The sequence below is a fragment of the Pseudomonas sp. LBUM1645 genome, assembly GCF_059716185.1.
This window is the reverse complement of the sequence record NZ_CP166811.1, coordinates 4,254,535-4,273,778: the sequence shown is the minus strand read 5'-3', so window position 1 is coordinate 4,273,778 and position 19,244 is coordinate 4,254,535. Positions and strand designations below refer to the sequence as shown.

The 19,244-nt window shown below is 61.3% G+C and carries 15 protein-coding genes and 2 riboswitches; of the genes, 9 read left to right on the top strand and 6 right to left on the bottom strand.

Translation table 11 applies throughout. The features are described from left to right. The first annotated feature begins 72 nt into the window (after positions 1–72). The 3 genes from ACA079_RS19000 to nfuA all read left to right on the top strand — a co-directional run bounded on the left by ACA079_RS19000 (position 73) and on the right by nfuA (position 4,133). Entirely contained in the window at positions 73–2,367 is a 2,295-nt protein-coding gene (locus ACA079_RS19000; protein ID WP_497700480.1) for a fatty acid cis/trans isomerase, read from the top strand. An 89-nt stretch (positions 2,368–2,456) separates the two neighbouring features. Then, positions 2,457–3,491 carry an acyltransferase family protein gene (locus ACA079_RS18995; protein WP_497700479.1) on the top strand — a complete coding sequence of 345 codons (1,035 nt, stop codon included), beginning with the start codon at positions 2,457–2,459 and terminating at the stop codon, positions 3,489–3,491. A 57-nt stretch (positions 3,492–3,548) separates the two neighbouring features. Continuing rightward, the gene (gene nfuA / locus ACA079_RS18990) at positions 3,549–4,133 is read left to right on the top strand and encodes a Fe-S biogenesis protein NfuA (protein ID WP_046048486.1); all 585 of its coding nucleotides are present in this window, start codon (positions 3,549–3,551) and stop codon (positions 4,131–4,133) included. A gap of 146 nt (positions 4,134–4,279) precedes the next feature. Here the strand turns inward: nfuA and cobM are convergent, their stop codons facing one another. The 4 genes from cobM to ACA079_RS18970 all read right to left on the bottom strand — a co-directional run bounded on the left by cobM (position 4,280) and on the right by ACA079_RS18970 (position 6,442). Then, entirely contained in the window at positions 4,280–5,026 is a 747-nt protein-coding gene (cobM, locus tag ACA079_RS18985; protein WP_497700478.1) for a precorrin-4 C(11)-methyltransferase, read from the bottom strand. An 83-nt stretch (positions 5,027–5,109) separates the two neighbouring features. Beyond that, positions 5,110–5,523 carry a cobalamin biosynthesis protein gene (locus ACA079_RS18980; protein ID WP_497700477.1) on the bottom strand — a complete coding sequence of 138 codons (414 nt, stop codon included), beginning with the start codon at positions 5,521–5,523 and terminating at the stop codon, positions 5,110–5,112. After that, entirely contained in the window at positions 5,520–6,227 is a 708-nt protein-coding gene (locus ACA079_RS18975) for a CbtA family protein (protein WP_497700476.1), read from the bottom strand. Before ACA079_RS18975 ends, ACA079_RS18980 begins: the two co-directional genes overlap by 4 nt. An 11-nt stretch (positions 6,228–6,238) precedes the next feature. Further along, positions 6,239–6,442: a CbtB domain-containing protein gene (locus tag ACA079_RS18970; protein WP_497700475.1), complete on the bottom strand. Its 204-nt coding sequence runs from the start codon at positions 6,440–6,442 to the stop codon at positions 6,239–6,241. Positions 6,443–6,563: 121 nt separating this feature from the next. Further along, positions 6,564–6,792, bottom strand: a riboswitch (cobalamin riboswitch). Positions 6,793–6,969: 177 nt separating this feature from the next. Beyond that, positions 6,970–7,184: riboswitch (cobalamin riboswitch) on the top strand. A gap of 98 nt (positions 7,185–7,282) precedes the next feature. Between ACA079_RS18970 and cobW the strand changes: the two genes are divergently transcribed. The 5 genes from cobW to ACA079_RS18945 all read left to right on the top strand — a co-directional run bounded on the left by cobW (position 7,283) and on the right by ACA079_RS18945 (position 15,812). After that, a complete protein-coding gene (cobW, locus tag ACA079_RS18965) occupies positions 7,283–8,344 on the top strand; it encodes a cobalamin biosynthesis protein CobW (protein WP_046048481.1) in 1,062 nt (353 codons plus the stop codon). A 3-nt stretch (positions 8,345–8,347) separates the two neighbouring features. Continuing rightward, positions 8,348–12,238, top strand: a complete 3,891-nt coding sequence (gene cobN / locus ACA079_RS18960) for a cobaltochelatase subunit CobN (RefSeq protein WP_497700474.1) — start codon at positions 8,348–8,350, stop codon at positions 12,236–12,238. 169 nt (positions 12,239–12,407) lie between these two features. Further along, complete coding sequence (locus tag ACA079_RS18955) at positions 12,408–13,406, top strand: magnesium chelatase ATPase subunit I (RefSeq protein ID WP_497700473.1); 999 nt, start codon at positions 12,408–12,410, stop codon at positions 13,404–13,406. A 2-nt stretch (positions 13,407–13,408) separates the two neighbouring features. Beyond that, the gene (locus tag ACA079_RS18950) at positions 13,409–14,065 is read left to right on the top strand and encodes a vWA domain-containing protein (protein ID WP_497704345.1); all 657 of its coding nucleotides are present in this window, start codon (positions 13,409–13,411) and stop codon (positions 14,063–14,065) included. 100 nt (positions 14,066–14,165) lie between these two features. Next, a complete protein-coding gene (locus tag ACA079_RS18945; RefSeq protein ID WP_497700472.1) occupies positions 14,166–15,812 on the top strand; it encodes a phospholipase D-like domain-containing protein in 1,647 nt (548 codons plus the stop codon). Positions 15,813–15,949: 137 nt separating this feature from the next. Here the strand turns inward: ACA079_RS18945 and ACA079_RS18940 are convergent, their stop codons facing one another. Continuing rightward, on the bottom strand, positions 15,950–17,176 hold the full coding sequence (locus tag ACA079_RS18940) for an NADH:flavin oxidoreductase/NADH oxidase family protein (protein ID WP_497700471.1): 1,227 nt from the start codon (positions 17,174–17,176) through the stop codon (positions 15,950–15,952). Positions 17,177–17,253: 77 nt separating this feature from the next. On the opposite strand from ACA079_RS18940, the gene ACA079_RS18935 reads away from it, so the two are divergent. Beyond that, the gene (locus tag ACA079_RS18935) at positions 17,254–17,667 is read left to right on the top strand and encodes a MerR family transcriptional regulator (RefSeq protein WP_150655653.1); all 414 of its coding nucleotides are present in this window, start codon (positions 17,254–17,256) and stop codon (positions 17,665–17,667) included. Here ACA079_RS18935 and ACA079_RS18930 read toward each other — a convergent pair. Further along, complete coding sequence (locus ACA079_RS18930; RefSeq protein WP_497700470.1) at positions 17,648–19,198, bottom strand: MFS transporter; 1,551 nt, start codon at positions 19,196–19,198, stop codon at positions 17,648–17,650. The two genes, ACA079_RS18935 and ACA079_RS18930, sit on opposite strands and share 20 nt — an antisense overlap. Positions 19,199–19,244 lie beyond the last annotated feature (46 nt).

Sequence of the window (19,244 nt, the reverse complement as noted above, 5' to 3'; positions counted from 1 at the left end):
AATATCGCTCATGTTGGAGTGGGGTGCAGACCGGTAGAATCGCGGCGTTTTTTCATGATCGGGACCAGGGATATGTCTTATCGCGTCATCAGCATGGTTTTGCTGTTTTTAAGCTGGGGCGCTGCCGCGCAGGATCCGGCCATTTCCTCTGCCATTTCCTACAGCCGCGACATTCAACCGATCTTCACCGAAAAGTGTGTGGCCTGCCATGCCTGCTATGACGCCGCCTGTCAGCTCAATCTGGGCAGTGGCGAAGGCGCTAACCGTGGCGCGACCAAGATCCCGGTCTACGACGGCGAACGCCGCCAGGCTGCCGCGCCGACCCGGCTGTTTTATGACGCCTTCGGCAAACGCGCCTGGCAGCAAAAGGACTTTTATTCGGTACTCGACGCTCAGGGCAGTCAGGCCGCGTTGATGGCGCGGATGCTTGAGCAGGGCCATAAAACCCCTTTGCAACCCAATGCCAAGCTGCCGGAGGACATCGTCCTTGGTCTGAACCGGGAAAACATGTGCACCCTGCCGGCCGAGTTTGACAACTACGCCAAATCACATCCCAAAGAGGGCATGCCGCTGGCGGTCACCGGCCTGACCGATCAGCAATACCAGACGCTGCAACGCTGGCTGGCGTCCGGCGCGCCGATTGACGAGCAAGGCCTGGTGCCAAGCGCCAAAGAAGCGCTGCAGGTGGTGCAGTGGGAAAACCTGCTCAATGCACCAGGCGCACGGCAAAGCCTGGTGGGGCGCTGGTTGTTCGAGCATTGGTTTCTCGCTCATCTTTATTTCAAGGACGGCGAGCCGGGGCACTTTTTTCAATGGGTACGTTCGCGCACGCCGACCGGTCAGCCGATCGACCTGATCAACACTCGCCGTCCGAATGACGATCCGGGCACTCAGGTGTATTACCGCTTGTGGCCGGTGCAAGGCGTGATTGTGCAGAAGACCCACATCACTTACCCGTTGAGCGCGGCGAAGATGGCACGGATCAAAAGCCTCTTCTATAACGGCAACTGGCAAGTCAACGCCTTGCCAGGCTACGGGCCGGAGCGTCGGGCCAATCCGTTCACCACGTTCGAGGCGATCCCGGCCCAGGCGCGTTATCAATTCATGCTCGATAACGCCGAATACTTCGTCCGTACATTTATTCGCGGCCCGGTGTGCCGCGGCCAGATCGCCACCGACGTGATCCGCGATAACTTCTGGGCAATGTTCCAGGCGCCTGAGCACGACCTCTACATCATCGATCCGAAGTATCGCGGCCAGGCCACGCCGTTGTTGGCGATGCCGGGTCAGAACGACGATGTCGGCAGCGTCCTGAGCGTGTGGCATGACTACCGCGACAAGCGTAACGAGTACGAGGCGCTGCGCCGTGACAGTTACGCTGATGCGCCGGCTCCGAGCTGGTCGAGCTTATGGGCCGGCAACGATAACGCCTTGCTGACGATCTTCCGGCATTTCGACAGTGCCTCGGTGAACAAAGGCCTGATCGGTGACGTGCCGCAAACGATGTGGCTGTTCGACTTCCCGCTGCTGGAGCGCACTTATTATCAGTTGGCGGTCAACTTCGACGTGTTCGGCAATGTTTCCCATCAGGCGCAAACCCGGCTGTACTTCGATCTGATCCGCAACGGCGCTGAGCAGAATTTCCTGCGTCTGATGCCGGCCGATTCGCGGGACGACTACCTCGACGACTGGTACCAGAGCGGCGGCAAATTCAAGATGTGGCTGGACTACGAGGCCATCGATAACGACAAAGAGACGGCGCTGGTACTGGACGAAAAGGACCCGAAACGCAATTTCGCCCTGCAGTTGCTCACCCGTTACGGCGACCTCAACGCCAAGCCTGATCCGATCAATCGTTGTGACGGCGCTTATTGCTCGCGGCCGAACATCGATCTGGCCTTGCAGAGCGCCGAGCAGGCGTTGAGTCGCCTGACTTCGCGTCCGGCGGCCGGGCTGAAGGTTATCGATCAGTTGCCGGAAGCGACCCTGCTGCGCATCGAAACCGCGAGCGGCAAGCGCGAGGTCTACAGCCTGCTGCGCAATCGCGCGCACAGTAACGTCGCGTTCCTGCTCGGTGAATCGCTGCGGTATCAGCCAGGGCTCGACACAGTGACTATTTACCCGGGCGTGCTCAGCAGCTATCCGAACTTCATGTTCAATATCCCGGCCGAGCAAGTGCCTGAGTTCGTGGACGAGATGGAAAATGCCAAGGACGCCAATCGCTTCGAAAAAATCGTCGAGCGCTGGGGGATTCGCCGCAGCCATCCGCAGTTCTGGTTCTACTTCCATGACCTGAGCCGGTACGTCCATGAGACCGATCCGGCGGAAGAGGGCGTGCTGGACATGAACCGGTACGAGAATCTTTGATCGACCTTTGAATCGCAGCTGCTGTCCCAATCCAGAGACACCACAAAAACCCTGTGGTGATTTGGGGAATGCGATCGGGAGGGCCGTCGATGTTGATTTCAGTACAGGCACTGCGCGCGCTCGCGGCCTGGACGGTGGTCTGCCACCATTTCATGCAGATATTCTTCGACTTCCAGGCCCGTGGACCGGTGGGGCAGATGTTCATCGACAAGGGCGCGGTGGGCGTCGACATCTTCTTCGTCATCAGTGGTCTGGTGATTTTCCTGTCCACCGAGGGCAAATCACTGCCGCCGGGGCGCTTTCTGCTGTATCGGCTGTTCCGCATCGTTCCGGCGTACTGGCTGTATACGGTGTTGATGGCGCTGCTGGTGGTATTCGCTCAACCGGTTCTGCCGGATCAGACCGTCAACTGGTCGCATTTCCTGCTGTCGCTGTTGTTCATTCCTACTGAAAACCCCGGTGGCTACGGGATTTATCCGACGCTCAACGTCGGCTGGACCCTCAACTACGAAATGCTCTTCTACGTGCTGTTTGCCTGGGCGCTGCTGTTCCGCTTGCAGGTTCGGCTGCTGATTGTCGCCGCGCTACTGTTTGCCGTGGGTCAGGTCTGGACCGGCTACGGCTGGATCAGCGAGTTCTACCGCTCGGACATTGTTTATGAATTCTTGCTGGGGATCGCCATCGGCATGATCTACCGTCGCGGCTGGATCAGACCCGGATTGTGGCTACCGTTGCTGGGCATTGGCGGCGCGTTGCTGGCGATTTATCACCTGGCGCCGCAGCCACGGTTGCTGGCCTGGGGCTTGCCGAGCGCGGTGCTGGTGATGGCGTGCATGGCGCTGGAGCGCTATTTCGAGAACAGTCGGGTGCTCAAACTGCTGGGCGATTGCTCCTACTCGGTGTACCTGATGCACGTGTTGGTGCTGTCTGCGGGTGGTTTTGTCGCACAGCGTTATGGCATCAATCCCTACGTGATGTTCGCCGTTTGTGCCGCGACAATCGGTCTGGGCTCGTGGGCAAGTTACGAATGGGTGGAAAAATGCAGCTATCGGTGGCTTAAAGGCCGAATCGACGGCGAATTGGCTATCGAGGCAGTTCCAGCTCTTTCCCGACAAAAATACTAGGACTTTGTACGGCGCGATGATTGGCGTAAACTGCGCCCAAGCCTGCGAGGAGTTTCCATGACCGCTATTACCATTACCGACGCCGCCCACGATTATCTGGCTGATCTGCTCTCCAAGCAGAACACCCCAGGTATCGGCATCCGCGTCTTTATCACCCAGCCTGGCACCCAGTACGCCGAAACCTGCATTGCCTACTGCAAGCCGGGCGAAGAAAAACCTGAAGACACGGCGCTGGGGCTGAAAAGCTTCACCGCTTACATCGACTCGTTCAGCGAAGCTTTCCTGGACGATGCGGTAGTCGACTACGCCACCGACCGTATGGGCGGCCAGCTCACCATCAAGGCGCCAAACGCCAAAGTACCGATGGTCAATGCCGACAGCCCGATCAACGAGCGTATCAACTATTACCTGCAAACCGAGATCAACCCGGGGCTGGCCAGCCACGGCGGTCAGGTCAGCCTGATCGATGTGGTCGAAGACGGCATCGCCGTGCTGAAGTTCGGCGGCGGTTGCCAAGGCTGCGGCCAGGCAGACGTCACCTTGCGCGAAGGCATCGAGCGCACCTTGCTCGAGCGCATTCCAGAGCTCAAGGGCGTTCGTGACGTCACCGACCACACGCAGAAAGAAAACGCCTACTACTAAGTAAGGTGTTCGCTGCAGACATAAAAAAACGGCACCCGTGAGTGCCGTTTTTTTATGGGTCAAATTCAATGACGCCTTCGCGAGCAAGTTCGCTCCCACATTGGAATGCGGTCAACTGTGGGAGCGAGCTTGCTCGCGATGAGGCCCTATGGCCGATACAAATGCGCATGCCCGGCACGGTACAGCGATGACTCACTGAAGTGATCACTGCCCAAAACCCGACCCACCAAAATCAACGCCGTGCGTCGAAACCCCTTGGCTTCAACCTTCGCGGCAATGTCTTCAAGCGTCCCCACCACCCAATCCTGATCCGGCCAGGTCGCCCGGTGAATCACCGCGATCGGGCAATCCGCGCCGTAATGCGGCAGCAATTCGGCCAGGATTTTCTCCAGATGATTGACCCCCAGATGAATCGCCATGGTCGCCCCGTGCTGCGCCAGGCTGCTGAGCTCTTCGCCGGCGGGCATCGCGGTTTTGTCGGCGTAGCGGGTCAGGATCACGCTCTGCGACACGTCCGGTAACGTCAGTTCCGCGCCCAGAAGCGCCGCGCAGGCCGCCGTGGCCGTGACGCCGGGAATGATTTCAAACGGGATGTCGAGTTCGCGCAGGTAGCGAATCTGCTCGCCAATCGCACCATAAAGGCTCGGGTCGCCAGAGTGCACCCGCGCCACGTCCTGGCCCTTGGCATGGGCGGATTTGATCAGCTCGATGATCTGTTCCAGGTGCAGTTCGGCGCTGTTGACCACTTGTTCGGCGCGATGGCCATCCAGCACGGCGGTCGGCACCAGGGAGCCGGCATAGATGATCACCGGGCAGCTGCGAATCAGCCGTTGGCCTTTGACGGTGATCAGTTCCGGGTCGCCGGGACCTGCGCCAATGAAGTAGACGGTCATCGTCGGTTCCTGTGAGAAAAAGGGGCTGGGCAAGGCTTCAGATGAAGATTGCTCATGATCGAAGGCGGGGATTATCGGGGATTTTATGCAGCGCCGGCCAATGCCATGGTGGCCTGGGCATATTTTTGTCGTGATATCAGCAATTTTGCCGGTGCCTGGGCCAGGTGTTCGGCCAGGGCCAGGGCGGCACTTTCCGCGACGCCGTAGCAGCCGGTGCGTTCGAATGCGATGTCTGAACGATGGCTGAGTTGCGGTTGATAGACGGCCAATTGTTCGCAGCTGAAATACTGCAATGGTAACGCAAGCTGTTCGGCCAATTCGATCAAGCCAGGCTCTTCGCGCTTCAGGTCGATGCTGGCCAGGGCCTTGATCTGGTGAAGTTCGATTTTATGAGCCTGTAACGCCTGATCGAGCAGCGCCCGCAGCGTGCTGACAGGGCAGCCGCGCTGGCAGCCCAGGCCGACCACTAAAGTCGGCGCTGTGCTGATCTCAGTCATGCGTGGTATTGACTATCGCTTTTGCGGCGGAACAACCAGGCACTGATCAGGCCCAAGGCCAGCCAGAATGCCACGTTGGTCAGCTGCGAAGCGATTTTGAACTGAGCTTCCAGGGCTTCTGGAGCCATCATCGAGTGGACTTCCGGTTGTGGTGCGCCGATCACATGAGGAACAGCCAGGATTGCCACGCCGAGCACTCTCATCAGCCAGTGACGACTGAACACGATCAATGCGATGCCGACCGCGGTGGAGGCAGCCGTGCCGATCCACCAGATCTGCCGCTGCGCCAAATCAGCTGCGGCAGTGCCCGGCAGCTCGGGCGGCAGACCGAGGGTCGGTGCCAGCACGAACGTGGCGTAACCGGCCAGGCCCCAAAGCAGGCCTTGGGAGGTTTTGGTCGGTGCGCGCAAGGTGTAGAGACCGGCGAGCATCAGGGCGAAACCGACAGCGACCACCAGATTGCCACCTGTGGTGGACAGCACGCGCTGCCAGCCGTCTTCCGGTTCCCAGGCTTCGGCGTCGTGGGTGTGAGCGGCGACAGCGCCCGGGGCGTGTTCGTGAACTTCAACAGCGGCGGGCTCGGATTTTTCGTAGGTCTCGGCCTGCAAAATCAGCGGAGCCACCCAGAAGCTTTGCAGCAGGGTCAGCAACAGGGCGGCCAGCAGCCCGGTGAACCCTGCGGTTTGCGCAATACGCTTGATCATGTCAGCAGGTCTCAATGGCACGGGAATGCAGAGCTGTGGCGGGTATCGTGAGCGGCGTTGTGCACCGCTTCGATGTGCGAGAAACCGGCGAAATACACAAGGCACGCACCCAGGATCGACGCGCATGCGGCGGCGGTCAGGCGTTGAGTCAGGGTAGTGGTGGTGCTGGCGGTGCTCTTATCGGTGTTGCTGCCGGTGCTGCTGATGATCGACATGGCGCTTCCCTCTGGTCTGTCAGCGGGTGATATAGAGCGCATGGAAGACCCCTGCGAGTCGGGCACGCAGAGGTTCAAACAGCGCCCGCCCACCGCGGGTTTGTTATTCAGTGATCGTAATGGTCACTTTGTGTTGCGGGCCGGTCTCCGGGCTCACGAGGGGCGCAGGCTTTCGCCTTGACCTGCAAGCATCACCTTCCCATGCCGAACTGCTGGCACAGTGGATCTGACGCTTCGCTCGCTTACCGTTGCGGGGGCAGCACCGGACTGACATGACTTTAGAGTAAAGCACATGATTCACCGGTTTCCCGTTTCACCCTGTGAAGGGCACCCGTAACAAGGCGTGTAGGAGAGCATGGGCGGGGGCGGAGAGTCAATTGGCATGGGTTCTCAACTCGGGACTGAGGCGCGTCAATCGCGGGCAAGCCTTGCTCCTACAGGACGGCGGCGCTCTTGTAGGAGCAAGGCTTGCCCGCGATAGCGTCCTGAGGGTCGGCACAAGACATTGACCCGCCCCCACACGATGCGTAGCCTTGCGCTTTCGAGGTTCTTCGGCGTTTGTCGAAGCTAAGAAGGGAACGCGGTCGATGCCGCGGCTGCCCCCGCAACTGTGAACGGTGATGTTCGCTGCCACGCCACTGCAAACCCTGTGCAACGGGTTCGCGGGAAGGCGCAGCGAATGCCAGGCCCACAAGCCCGGCACACCGTCAGCCAGGAGACCTGCCTCGAAACGAATTCTCACTACAACCGGGCGGGGTGATCCGGTGGCGAAATCTTCCGCGCGCCTATGCAGCAGCGGTCGTCGTCCCGTATGCCCGCCACCTTGCCAAAGGGCATCCGATGAAAACACTGGCCAAACTCCCCGTCACCATCGTTACCGGCTTCCTCGGCTCGGGCAAAACCACCTTGCTGCGGCACATGCTCGACAACGCTCAGGGCCGTCGCATTGCGGTGATCGTCAACGAGTTCGGCGAGCTGGGCATCGACGGCGAAATCCTCAAGCAGTGCTCCATCGGCTGCACTGAAGAAGAAGCCAACGGCCGCGTCTACGAGCTGGCCAACGGCTGCCTGTGCTGCACCGTTCAGGAAGAATTCTTCCCGGTGATGCGCGAATTGGTCGCCCGTCGCGGCGACCTCGACCACATCCTCATCGAAACCTCCGGCCTGGCCCTGCCAAAACCGCTGGTGCAAGCCTTCCAGTGGCCGGAAATCCGTAGCGCCTGCACCGTTGACGCGGTCATCACCGTGGTCGACAGCCCAGCGGTCGCCGCTGGCACCTTCGCCGCGTTCCCGGACCAGGTCGATGCCCAGCGCAAACTCGACCCGAACCTGGACCACGAATCGCCGCTGCACGAGCTGTTCGCCGACCAACTGGCCAGCGCCGACCTGGTGATCCTCAACAAGGCCGACCTGATCAGCCCTGAAGACCTGGCCCGTGTTCGCCTGGAAGTCGCTGAAGAACTGCCGCCTGCGGTGAAAGTCATCGAAGCCAGCAGCGGTCGCGTGCCACTGGACGTGCTGATCGGCCTCGGCGCCGGCTCCGAAGAACACATCGACAGCCGTCACAGCCATCACGATCACCACCATGAAGGCGAAGACGATCACGACCACGATGCCTTCGACTCCATCTCCATCGAACTGCCGCAAGCCGACGAAAGCCTGCTGCTGGACGCGCTGACCCAACTGGTGGTCCAGCACGGCATCCTGCGCGTTAAAGGTTTCGCGGCGATCCCGAACAAACCGATGCGCCTGCTGATCCAGGGCGTGGGTACACGTTTCGACAAGCACTTCGACCGTCAGTGGGGCGCCGATGAAGCGCGCACCACGCGTCTGGTGTTGATCGGTCAGGAACTGGACGCCACTCTGCTTGAAGCGCAATTGCGCGCTGCGCTCAGCGTTTAAGCCATGCACCTGCTCAGGACCCAGCCCGGCGGTTTCGTGTCGGATGACAACATTGCCGACCTTGGACAAACCCCCGCCGAGCTGGTGATCCTGTGCAGCGGCGACTCCAGCCTCGCGCTGCTCGCCGAAGCCGCGCAGCAGTTGCCCGACGATTACCCGAGCGTGCGCCTGGCCAACCCGATGCAGGTGCAGAACCACGCGTCGGTCGACCTGTATGTCGACGAAGTGCTGCGCCACGCCAAGGTCATTTTGATTTCGCTGCACGGTGGCATCGCCTATTGGCGTTACGGCGTCGAGCAACTGGTCCAACTGTCGGAGCGCGGCGTGCAGCTGATTCTGGTCCCCGGCGATGACCGCCCGGACCCGGAACTCAGCGAGCTAAGCACGGTGGGTGCGGAAGACCGCGATCGCCTCTGGCAGTTTCTGCGTCAGGGCGGCATGAGCAATGCCCTCGATTTTTTCCACTGCCTCGCCAATCGTTGGCTGGATCGCGACTACGCCTGGGCCGAGCCGCAAACCCTACCGCGCACGGCGATTTACCATCCGCATAAAAGCCCCGCTGAACTGAGGGATTGGCAAGCCGACTGGCAGGCCGGTCAACCGGTTGCGGCGGTGCTGTTCTACCGCTCGCATTTGCAGGCGGCGAACACCGGTTTCATCAATGTTTTCTGCCAGCGTTTGCAGGCGGTAGGGTTAAACCCTTTGCCGATTGCCGTGGCCAGTTTGAAAGAGCCCGGCTGCCTGACCGTGGTCGAGGACCTGTTGGACGAAGTCGAAGCCGGCGTGATTCTTAACACCACCGGTTTTGCGCAATCCAGCCCCGAAGCGCCGCACCTGCGACCGTTTCGCCGCAACATCCCGGTGATCCAGGCGATTTGCGCCCAGGACAACGAACCCGGTTGGCGCGCCAGCGAACAGGGCCTCGGTCCGCGTGATCTGGCGATGCACATCGCGCTGCCGGAACTGGACGGGCGGATCATCAGCCGACCGATCAGCTTCAAGGACCTGGCCTGGCGCAGCGAGCGCAGCCAATCCGATGTGGTCTGCTATCGACCACAACCGGAACGCATGGATTTTGTCGCCGAACTGGCGCGGCGCTGGATTGATCTGGCGCGAGTGCCCAACGCTGAAAAACGCATCGCCCTGATCCTCGCCAACTACCCGACCCGTGACGGGCGTATCGGTAATGGTGTCGGCCTCGACACGCCGGCCGCGGCGCTGAACATCCTGCGTGCGCTGCATAAAGAAGGTTATCCGCTACCCGCCGAGTTGCCGGACAGCGGCACCGCGTTGATCCAGCAATTGCTCGGCGGCGTCAGCAACGACCTCGACACCCTCGACCAGCGCCCGTGTCAGCAAAGTCTGTCGATGGACGACTACCTGCTGATGTTCAACGCCTTGCCCGAGTCCAATCGCCAAGCCGTGCTGGAACGTTGGGGCACGCCTCAAAGCGATCCGATGTGCCGTGGCGGCCGAATGATGATCGCCGGGCTGCGCTTTGGCCTGACCTTCGTCGGCATTCAACCGGCGCGCGGTTACCAAGTCGATCCGAGCGCGGTGTATCACGATCCGGACCTGGTGCCGCCTCACGGTTATCTGGCGTTCTATTTCTGGTTGCGCAACACCTACGGCGCCCACGGCGTGATCCACGTCGGTAAGCACGGCAACCTCGAATGGCTGCCGGGCAAAGGCGTCGGGCTGTCCGAGAATTGCTGGCCAGATGCGCTGCTCGGGCCGTTGCCGAACATCTATCCGTTTATCGTCAACGATCCGGGCGAGGGCGCCCAGGCCAAGCGCCGTACGCAGGCGGTGATCATCGATCACCTGATGCCGCCGCTGACCCGCGCCGAAACTTACGGCCCGTTGCGCAACCTCGAATTACTCGCCGACGAGTATTACGAAGCGCAAATGCTCGATCCGCGTCGTGCCCGGGAATTGCAGCGCGACATCCTGCAACTGGTGCGTGACACGCACATCGACCGCGAACTGCAACTCGACGAGAAACTCGACAGTGATGCCGATGCAGCGATCTGGTTGCCGCGTCTGGACACCTATTTGTGCGACTTGAAAGAGTCGCAGATCCGCGACGGCCTGCACATTTTCGGCGAATCGCCGACCGGGCGTTTGCGTATCGATACGTTGTTGGCGTTGTTGCGTATTCCGCGTGGCGATGGGCGTGGTGCGCAATCGAGTCTGCTGCGGGCCTTGGCCAAGGCGTTCACGTTGGGCTTCGATCCGCTGGATTGTGCGCTTGCCGAACCTTGGACCGGGCCGCGTCCGATTGAACTGCAATCCCTCACCGATGAAGTCTGGCGCACAGCAGGTGATACCCGCGAACGTCTGGAGCTGTTTGCCACGCAGCTGATCTCAAACACATTAGCCACCCCCGAACCCAGTGGGAGCGAGCTTTTGTGGCGAGGGGATTTATCCCCGTTGGACTGCGCAGCAGTCCCATTTTCAGGGGCCGCTTCGCGACCCAACGGGGATAAATCCCCTCACCACAAAAGCCTGCTCCCACAGGAGGCAGGTTGGGCCGAGGTGCACGCCATCATCGACAGCCTGCGCGAAGTCGTCGCGCCAAGGCTGGACGCCTGCGGCCCGGCGGAAATGCGCGGTCTGCTCGACGCCCTCAGCGGTCGCTTCGTGCCGGCCGGCCCGAGCGGTGCGCCGAGTCGCGGTCGGCTCGACGTGTTGCCGACCGGGCGCAACTTCTACTCGGTGGACGTGCGTAACCTGCCGACCACCACCGCGTGGCGCATCGGTTTCCAGTCGGCCAACCTGATTCTTGAACGACACCTGCAAGACCACGGCGATCACCTGCGCCAGCTCGGTCTGTCGGTGTGGGGCACCGCGACCATGCGTACCGGCGGCGACGACATCGCCCAGGCCATGGCGCTGATGGGCGTGCGCCCGGTCTGGGCCACGGGCAGTCAGCGGGTCGACGACTTCGAAATTCTGCCGTTGAGTCTGCTGGACCGTCCGCGCGTGGACGTGACGTTGCGCGTCTCCGGATTCTTCCGCGATGCCTTTGCCAATCTGATCCGCCTGTTCGACGCCGCCGTGCAAGCGGTCGCCGCCCTCGACGAGCCGGACGACCTCAATCCCTTGGCCGCCAAAGTGCGTGCCGAGCGCGAAGCATTGATGCAAACGGGGCTGGATGAAGACTCGGCCAAGCGTCAGGCCGGTTGGCGAATTTTCGGCGCCAAACCCGGTGCTTACGGCGCAGGCGTGCAGGGCGCCATCGATGGTCGTCTGTGGCAAAGTCGCGACGACCTGGCCGAGGTTTATCTGAACTGGGGCGGCTACGCTTACGGCGGCTCCGACGAAGGCACTGCGGCGCGAGCTCAGTTCGCTCACCGTCTGAGCCAGGTTCAGGCTGTGCTGCAAAATCAGGACAATCGTGAACACGACTTGCTCGATTCCAACGACTATTACCAGTTCCAGGGTGGCATGCTCGCGGCCGTGGAAAGCCTCAGTGGCGAAGCGGCGGCCAGTTACCATGGCGATCACAGTCAGCCGGACTTGCCGAAAATCCGCACGTTGAAGGAAGAACTGAACCGGGTGATTCGCTCCCGGGCAGCCAATCCGAAGTGGATCGATGGCGTGAAACGCCACGGCTATAAAGGCGCGTTTGAACTGGCGGCGACGGTCGATAATCTGTTTGCGTTCGATGCTACAACGCAGCTGATCGATGATCACCAGTATGCGTTGCTGGCGGATGCGTATTTGCTGGATCCGGCGACCCGGGATTTTGTTCGTGAGCATAATCCGCATGCGTTGCGTGACATGACTGAGCGGATGCTTGAGGCGCAGCAGCGGGGGATGTGGAAGGAGCCGGGTGAGTATCGGGAGGCGTTGGAGAGTCTGTTGCTCGACATAGAAGAAGACAGTTGACTGGAGAACAGGGGACACCTGTGGCGAGGGAGCTTGCTCCCGCTGGGCTGCGAAGCAGTCGTAAAACCTGAAACCGTGGTGTATCTGATTTTTTGGGGCCGCTGCGCAGCCCAGCGGGAGCAAGCTCCCTCGCCACAGAGTAATCACCGACCATGATGAGAAACCCGACATGACCGACACCCCACATTTCCCCCTCTCCGCCGTGGTCGGCGCCGACGATCTGAAACTCGCCCTCTACCTGACCGCCATCGACCCGAAAATCGGCGGCGTACTCATCGAAGGCCCCCGGGGCATGGCCAAGTCAACGCTGGCCCGTGGCTTGGCGGACTTGCTGGCCAGCGGCCAATTCGTGACATTGCCGCTCGGCGCCACCGAAGAACGACTGGTCGGCACCCTCGACCTGGACGCCGCCCTGAGCGAGGGTCGCGCACAGTTTTCCCCCGGAGTACTGGCCAAGGCCGACGGCGGCGTGCTCTACGTCGATGAAGTCAACCTGCTGCCCGATCACCTGGTGGACCTGCTGCTGGATGTGGCCGCCAGCGGCACCAACCTGATCGAACGCGACGGCATTTCCCATCGGCATTCGGCGAAGTTCGTGCTGATCGGCACCATGAACCCGGAAGAGGGTGAGCTGCGTCCGCAACTGCTCGACCGTTTTGGCTTGAACGTTGCCCTCAGTGGCCACACAGCACCGACCGAGCGCGGGCAGATCATCCGGCGACGGCTGGATTTCGACAGCGATCCCCACAGCTTCTGCGCCGAATGGGAAAGCCAACAGAAGTCTCTGCGCGAACGTTGTCAGAAAGCGCGCAGCGCGCTGGCAAGCATCCCGCTCGACGATCATGCACTGGCGCAGATTACCGAGCGCTGCTTTGCTGCCGGGGTCGATGGCTTGCGCGCCGATCTGGTCTGGTTGCGCGCGGCGCGTGCCCACGCGGCGTGGCGTGGGGCGAGCACCATCGCCGAGGAAGACATCGACGCCGTCGCCGAGTTTGCCTTGCGCCATCGTCGCCGCGAGCCATCGCCACCGGCGCCGCAACAAAGTCAGCCGCCTTCTATCCAGCATTCCAACCCGAGCGAAGGCCAGGGCCAATGGGGTGAAATGCCCGCTCAGGCGCTCCCGGTCGGCGCACGACGTGACGTGCCGAGCTGGCCAAAAAAGCCCTAGGCATTCGCCCTCGATCTGATGCGGGGGCGAATGCCAGACCCCGCGCCGGACGGCTGGACAATGGCAAGCAGGGTAAACGTCACGCGGCGCGTAGCGGCTCGATCAACTGGCCGGGCACATTGTTGAACGGCCGCCCGCGTCAGCGCGCCGATGTCTCGTTTCACCTGCGCACCCGTTCGCCTCACGAACTGTGGTTGGTGATCGTCGACGCCTCGGCTTCGACTCGCCGTCATCAGGCGTTGAGCGATGCCAAGGGCTTGCTCGCGCAACTGTTCGACGATGCCTATCGCCAGCGCGCGCGCCTGGCGTTGCTCACCGCCAGTGGTCATGTGCCGAAATGGCAGGTGCAAGGGTTGAAAGCCTCCGCCGGTTTACGCAATTGGTTAGATGGGCTGGGAGCGGGCGGTGGTACGCCATTACTGGCGGCGCTGGGTGAGGCGGGGCGATGGCTGGCGGTCAGGCAGAAGCGTTTTCCGGCGGAACAGCAGCGCTTGTTGCTGGTGACCGATGGCCGATTGAAGGACTGGTCGATGTTGCCCGTGCTTGATTGTCCGGGGCTGCTGATAGACATCGAACGCGGGCCGATTCGGCTTGGGCGGGCTAAGGCATTGGCGACTGAGTTGCGTGCTGATTATCGACATATCGATGATATGGCGTGAGCCGAAAAGATCGCAGCCTGCGGCAGCTCCTACAATGAATGGCGTACACCCGTAGGAGCTGCCGCAGGCTGCGATCTTTTGATCTTCACAGGAGTGAAAAATGCGCGTTCTAGCCGTCAACCATCAGGACGATTTCCGCGTCAAGGCTTACGCCGGCACCAATGGCGTGCTGTTGGCCATGGACCTGGCCGAACACCGCCGCAAAGGCCTATTGGGTTTCGCCATCGAAAAACAGCAAGGCCCCAAGCCCTGGCTGTTCCTGTTCAACAGCCTGACCTTCCCCGGCAAGGTGCATACGTTTCCCCAGTTTCACGCGACCCCCAGCGATATCGCGCCATTACAGAAATTTCGCTGGGCCGATTACGCGGTCAATCCGGGGATGACGATCCATTACCGAATCCACCTGGCCTACGGCAGCGTTGATGCGCTGCAACTGGGTGAATTCCTGGAAGTCACGGTCACCTCCGACAATGGTCAGCCGAATAACCAAAGCGTGATCTTCAATCGCGCGGTGGCTGCCAGTCAGGCGTTCCAGCGCAAGTTTCCCGAACTCGACGCGATGATCAGCGCCAACAAGAACCTGCCCATCGAAGCCTGGCCGGATGTCCCGCGGCAATGGCTGGAAAACGGTTTGCTCGGGCGCTTGCTGGGGTTTATCGAGCGTGCGATGGATGGCCAGTGGGCGCTGGACATTGCCATCTACGAGTATGAATTGCAGGCCATTGTCGATGCGGTCAATGCCGCGTTCGAACGTGGGGTGAACGTTCGAGTCCTGTATCACGCTCAACCGGGTGATGAGGACACCACCATGAACGAGGCTAGCCTGGAAAAAATCCCGGCAGAGAACAAGCGCGGGCGGGTCACCCACAATATCTTCCACAACAAGTTCATGGTGCTGAGTCGGCTCGACACGGGGGGGCAACGTCAACCCGAAGCGGTGCTTTGCGGCAGCACCAATTTCACGCCCAACGGCGTTTACCGCCAGGCCAATGTGGTGCATGTGCTGGACGACGCACGCGTCAGCGCCAGCTATCTGCACACCTTCGAGCAGGTCTGGGCAAACCCGGCGGATGTCGGCGCCACCCGAAACTGGATCACCCAAAACAATCCGATGGATTCGCTGCAGCCGATGTTCGCCGGTTTCTCTCCGCGCTCGGGAAAAGGGGATCTGCAAGCGTTCGAGGAGATCATCAACGCCGCGAAAAAGGACGTGCTGTTCGTCACCGCGTTCGCCTTGTCCGACGATATCCTGAACGCCTTGCTCGGCCAGCCCCACGACGACATTTTGCGTTACGGACTGCAAAACACCGCCAGCCGCATCACCGGTTTCCACGCCGACCGCACCGCCGAATTCGCCGCCACCGCGCTACTCAACACCGGGCTGGAAGGCTGGCTCAGAGAGAACATGAAAGGCCAGAAGGGCAACCTGCTGGTGCACACCAAAGCCGTGGTGACGGACTTCACCAGCGATGCGCCGACGATCATCAGCGGCAGCCATAACCTCAGTGCCGCGGCCAGCAATGGCAATGACGAGAACTACCTGATCATTCGCGGTGATACCGATCTGGCAGACCGTTACGGTCTGGAACTGCTGCGGTTCTACGAGCATTACCGCTTTCGCTACTTCGCCAAAAAACTCGCGCTCAAGCAGGTCCATCCGTTGGCGGCGGATGACAGCTGGACCGACGACTATTACCTCGACGGGGATTTGCGTCAGCTGTCCAGATTGCGTTTTTCCGGACGGTAAACACGCTCGCGGGGCAGACGCACCTCCTGTGGGAGCGAGCTTGCTCGCGATAGCGGTGTGTCAGGCTACATCAATATTGACTGACCGGGCGCCATCGCGAGCAAGCTCGCTCCCACATTTGATCTTCGACAACTTGACTACTTCATTCCCATCGCCTGCCGGTACTGGCGAGTACGCCGGGCGATGTACACGCGGTCGAGAATCAACGCCCATAGCGCCGAAACATCGGGACGGGTCTTGCGCCCACGGCTCAGGCGATTGAGCTGGAACTTCACGACGGCCATGCTCGCCAGTGCCGCCAGGGGTTTGCGCTTCCAGAGAATCGGCGGCAGTTGCGGGTGACTGTTCTGGCCTTCGCGCCAGCGTTTGACCAGTTGAGGTTCAATCGCAAGCGCCGTGCCGATCCCGGCCATGGCGATGCCGCTGTCGAGTACCTGTTCGACGATCGTCAGGCGTCGAATCCCGCCCGTCACCATCACCGGCATGTTCGCCACGCTGGCCAGCTCACCGGCCATTTCCAGAAAGTACGCTTCACGCGCCAGGGTGCGACCATCCCGTGCCTCGCCTTGCATGGCCGGGGCCTCGTAGCTGCCGCCGGAGAGTTCCAGCAGATCGATCGGTTGATCGTTGAGCCACTGAATCACTTGCCGGGCATCGTCTGCGTCGAAACCGCCGCGCTGGAAGTCCGCCGAGTTGAGCTTCACCGCCACGCAAAATGACGGCGACACGGCCTTGCGCACGGCGCTGACCACGTTGATCAGCAGGCGCGCGCGATTCTCCAGAGAACCGCCCCAGCGGTCGGTTCGGCGGTTGGTCAAGGGCGAGAGGAACTGGCTGATCAGATAACCGTGTGCGGCATGAATCTGCACTCCGGTGAAACCGGCCTTTTCCGCTAGGGCCGCGCTGGTGGCGAAGCGTTGAATGACGTCTTCGATATCGCGCTCGCTCATGGGTTTGGGCTCGGCAAACATCTTCGAGAACGCGCCCAGGTCCAGCGCCACCGCCGAAGGCGCCAACGCTTGCTGGCCGAGGTTGGCCATGGTCTGACGGCCGGGATGATTGAGCTGCATCCAGAACTGCGCGCCACCGGCCCGACCGATGCTGGCCCACTGGCGAAAGCGTTCAAGGTGCCGTTCATCTTCCAGCACCACGCCACCGGGACCGGTCATGGCGCGGCGGTCGATCATCACGTTGCCGGTCAGCAACAGTCCGGTTTCGCCTTCGGCCCACGCCTGATACAGCCGGAACAAGGCATCCGCGGGTGCCTGCCCGGTATCGGAGAGGTTCTCTTCCATCGCGGCTTTGGCGATGCGGTTGCCGATGGTCTGGCCGTTGGGCAAATTCAATACTTGGAAGGGCGACATGCTTGACTCCTCATCAGTGATGAGTAGAGGCTAAGCTTAAAGTTAACTTTAATGTCAAGCAGGCAAATGAGGCTGAGATGAAGATTGGTGAATTGGCGGAGTTAAGTGGCTTCAACCCGTCGCGTATTCGGTTTTACGAGGCCCAGGGCCTGATCCAGAAAGTGGAACGTCGGGCCAACGGCTACCGGCATTACCCCGAGCAGGTATTGCAGACTCTGTACCTGATCCAATGCGCCCAGCAGGCCGGGTTCAGCCTGGAAGAGTTGAAACAGTTGATGCCGGACACCATCACCGGTGAATTCAAGCACGACGAACTGCTGGCGGGGCTTAAGCGCAAAGTCGATCAGATCGAAGAAATGCAGCTGCACCTGGCGCAGAGCAAGGCGAAGCTGCTGGCGGTGATCGACGACATACAGGCGAAACCCGAAGGCATGGGCTGCGATGCGAATGCCGAGCGGGTGCTGGCGTCATTCAAGCATTCGCGCCGATAGCTGCGATCGACGGAGCGGGGATCGGATTGCGCATCAGCGTGCCCACCACCAGCGCACCCAGTAGTGCCAACAATCCCGCGACCCACAGCAGCAGGCTGAAACCACCGACGAAGGCTTGCCGGGCCATCGGTTCGACCACCGAGCGCGCGGTTTCCGGCAACAGGCCCATCGCCGCCGTCATATCGCCGGCCACCACCCGCGAGGCGATGCCCTGGGTTTGGCCGAGCCATTGCGCACCTTGTGCCGTCAGGCTCGTACGCAACAACAGCTCGGTATGGCTGGACAGCAACGCACCGAACACGCCGATGGCCAGCACGATTGCGCTGAAACGCATGGTGGTGCTCATGCCTGAGGCCATGCCAGTGCGCTCCCGTGGCACGCAAGCCATGATGTTCTTTTGCGTATCGCCGTTGAGCAGCCCGGCACCGGCACCCGTCACGGCAATCGCCAAGGCGAAGGGCAGGTAACCACCGCTGCTGACCGCCCAGGCACTGAGCAGGTTGCCGCTGCCGACCAGGGTCAAACCGGCGGCCATCAATGTGGCGGGGGCAAATCGACTCGCCAGACGTACGCCGATGCGCGGGCAAATCAGCATCGTCAGGGCAAACGGCAACATCCCCAGACCTGAAGCGATGGCCGAGAAACCCAGGCCGTTTTGCAGGTAGAACGGCAGCAGGGTCATCATCACCTGAGCGCAACCGGCATAGGCAAACATGCCCAATAGCGCGCCGATGAAACGCGGATGCTTGAACAGTTGCAGGTCGACCATCGGCCGCCGCTGCATCCGCTCAATTACCACGAACAACCCCAGCAACAGAGCGCCACCGATCAGCCGAGCGTAGGTCAGCGGGTTGCTCCAGCCGATCCGGTTCGCCTCGATCAGGCCCCAGATCAGGCACAGCAAACTCGCACTGAACGCCAGGCTGCCCCAGGGATCGAGGCGTGCGGACTGAGTGTCGCGGGACTCCGGCACCGCGCGCCAGACCATCACCATCAGGAACAATCCCACCGGCAAATTGAGGTAGAAAATCCAGCGCCAGCCCATGTATTCGGTGATCAGCCCGCCGACCGTCGGCGCGGCGGTCATCGCCACCCCCATGCACGCGCCCCAGAACGCCCAGGCCTTGGCCCGTTCCACTTCATCGTGAAAGGTGTGGCCGATGGAGGCGAGGGCCGAGGTCAGCAGCAAGGCCGCGCCGACACCCTTGATCGCCCGGGCGATGTCGAGGAACAGCGCATTGGGCGCGGCACCGCAACCGATGGACGCGAGGATGAAAATGGCCAACCCGCAGAGCAGGGTTTTCTGCCGGCCGAAACGGTCGGCGATGCTGCCAGCCGGCAACAAAAGAGCGGCGAAGGCCAGCATGTAAGCGCTGACCACCCATTCGATGTCGGCAAAGTTTGCGCCCAGGTCGCGGGCGATCGTAGGCAGCGTCACGGCGACGATGTTGGTGTCGAGAACGATCAGCGAGCAAACGCCTGAGGCTGTGAGTAATGTCAGGCGCGGGCTCACCTTGGGTTTGACGGGCATGGCAACGTTTCTCTACTGTGAAAGTCAGTGCAGCTTATCGCCGGCT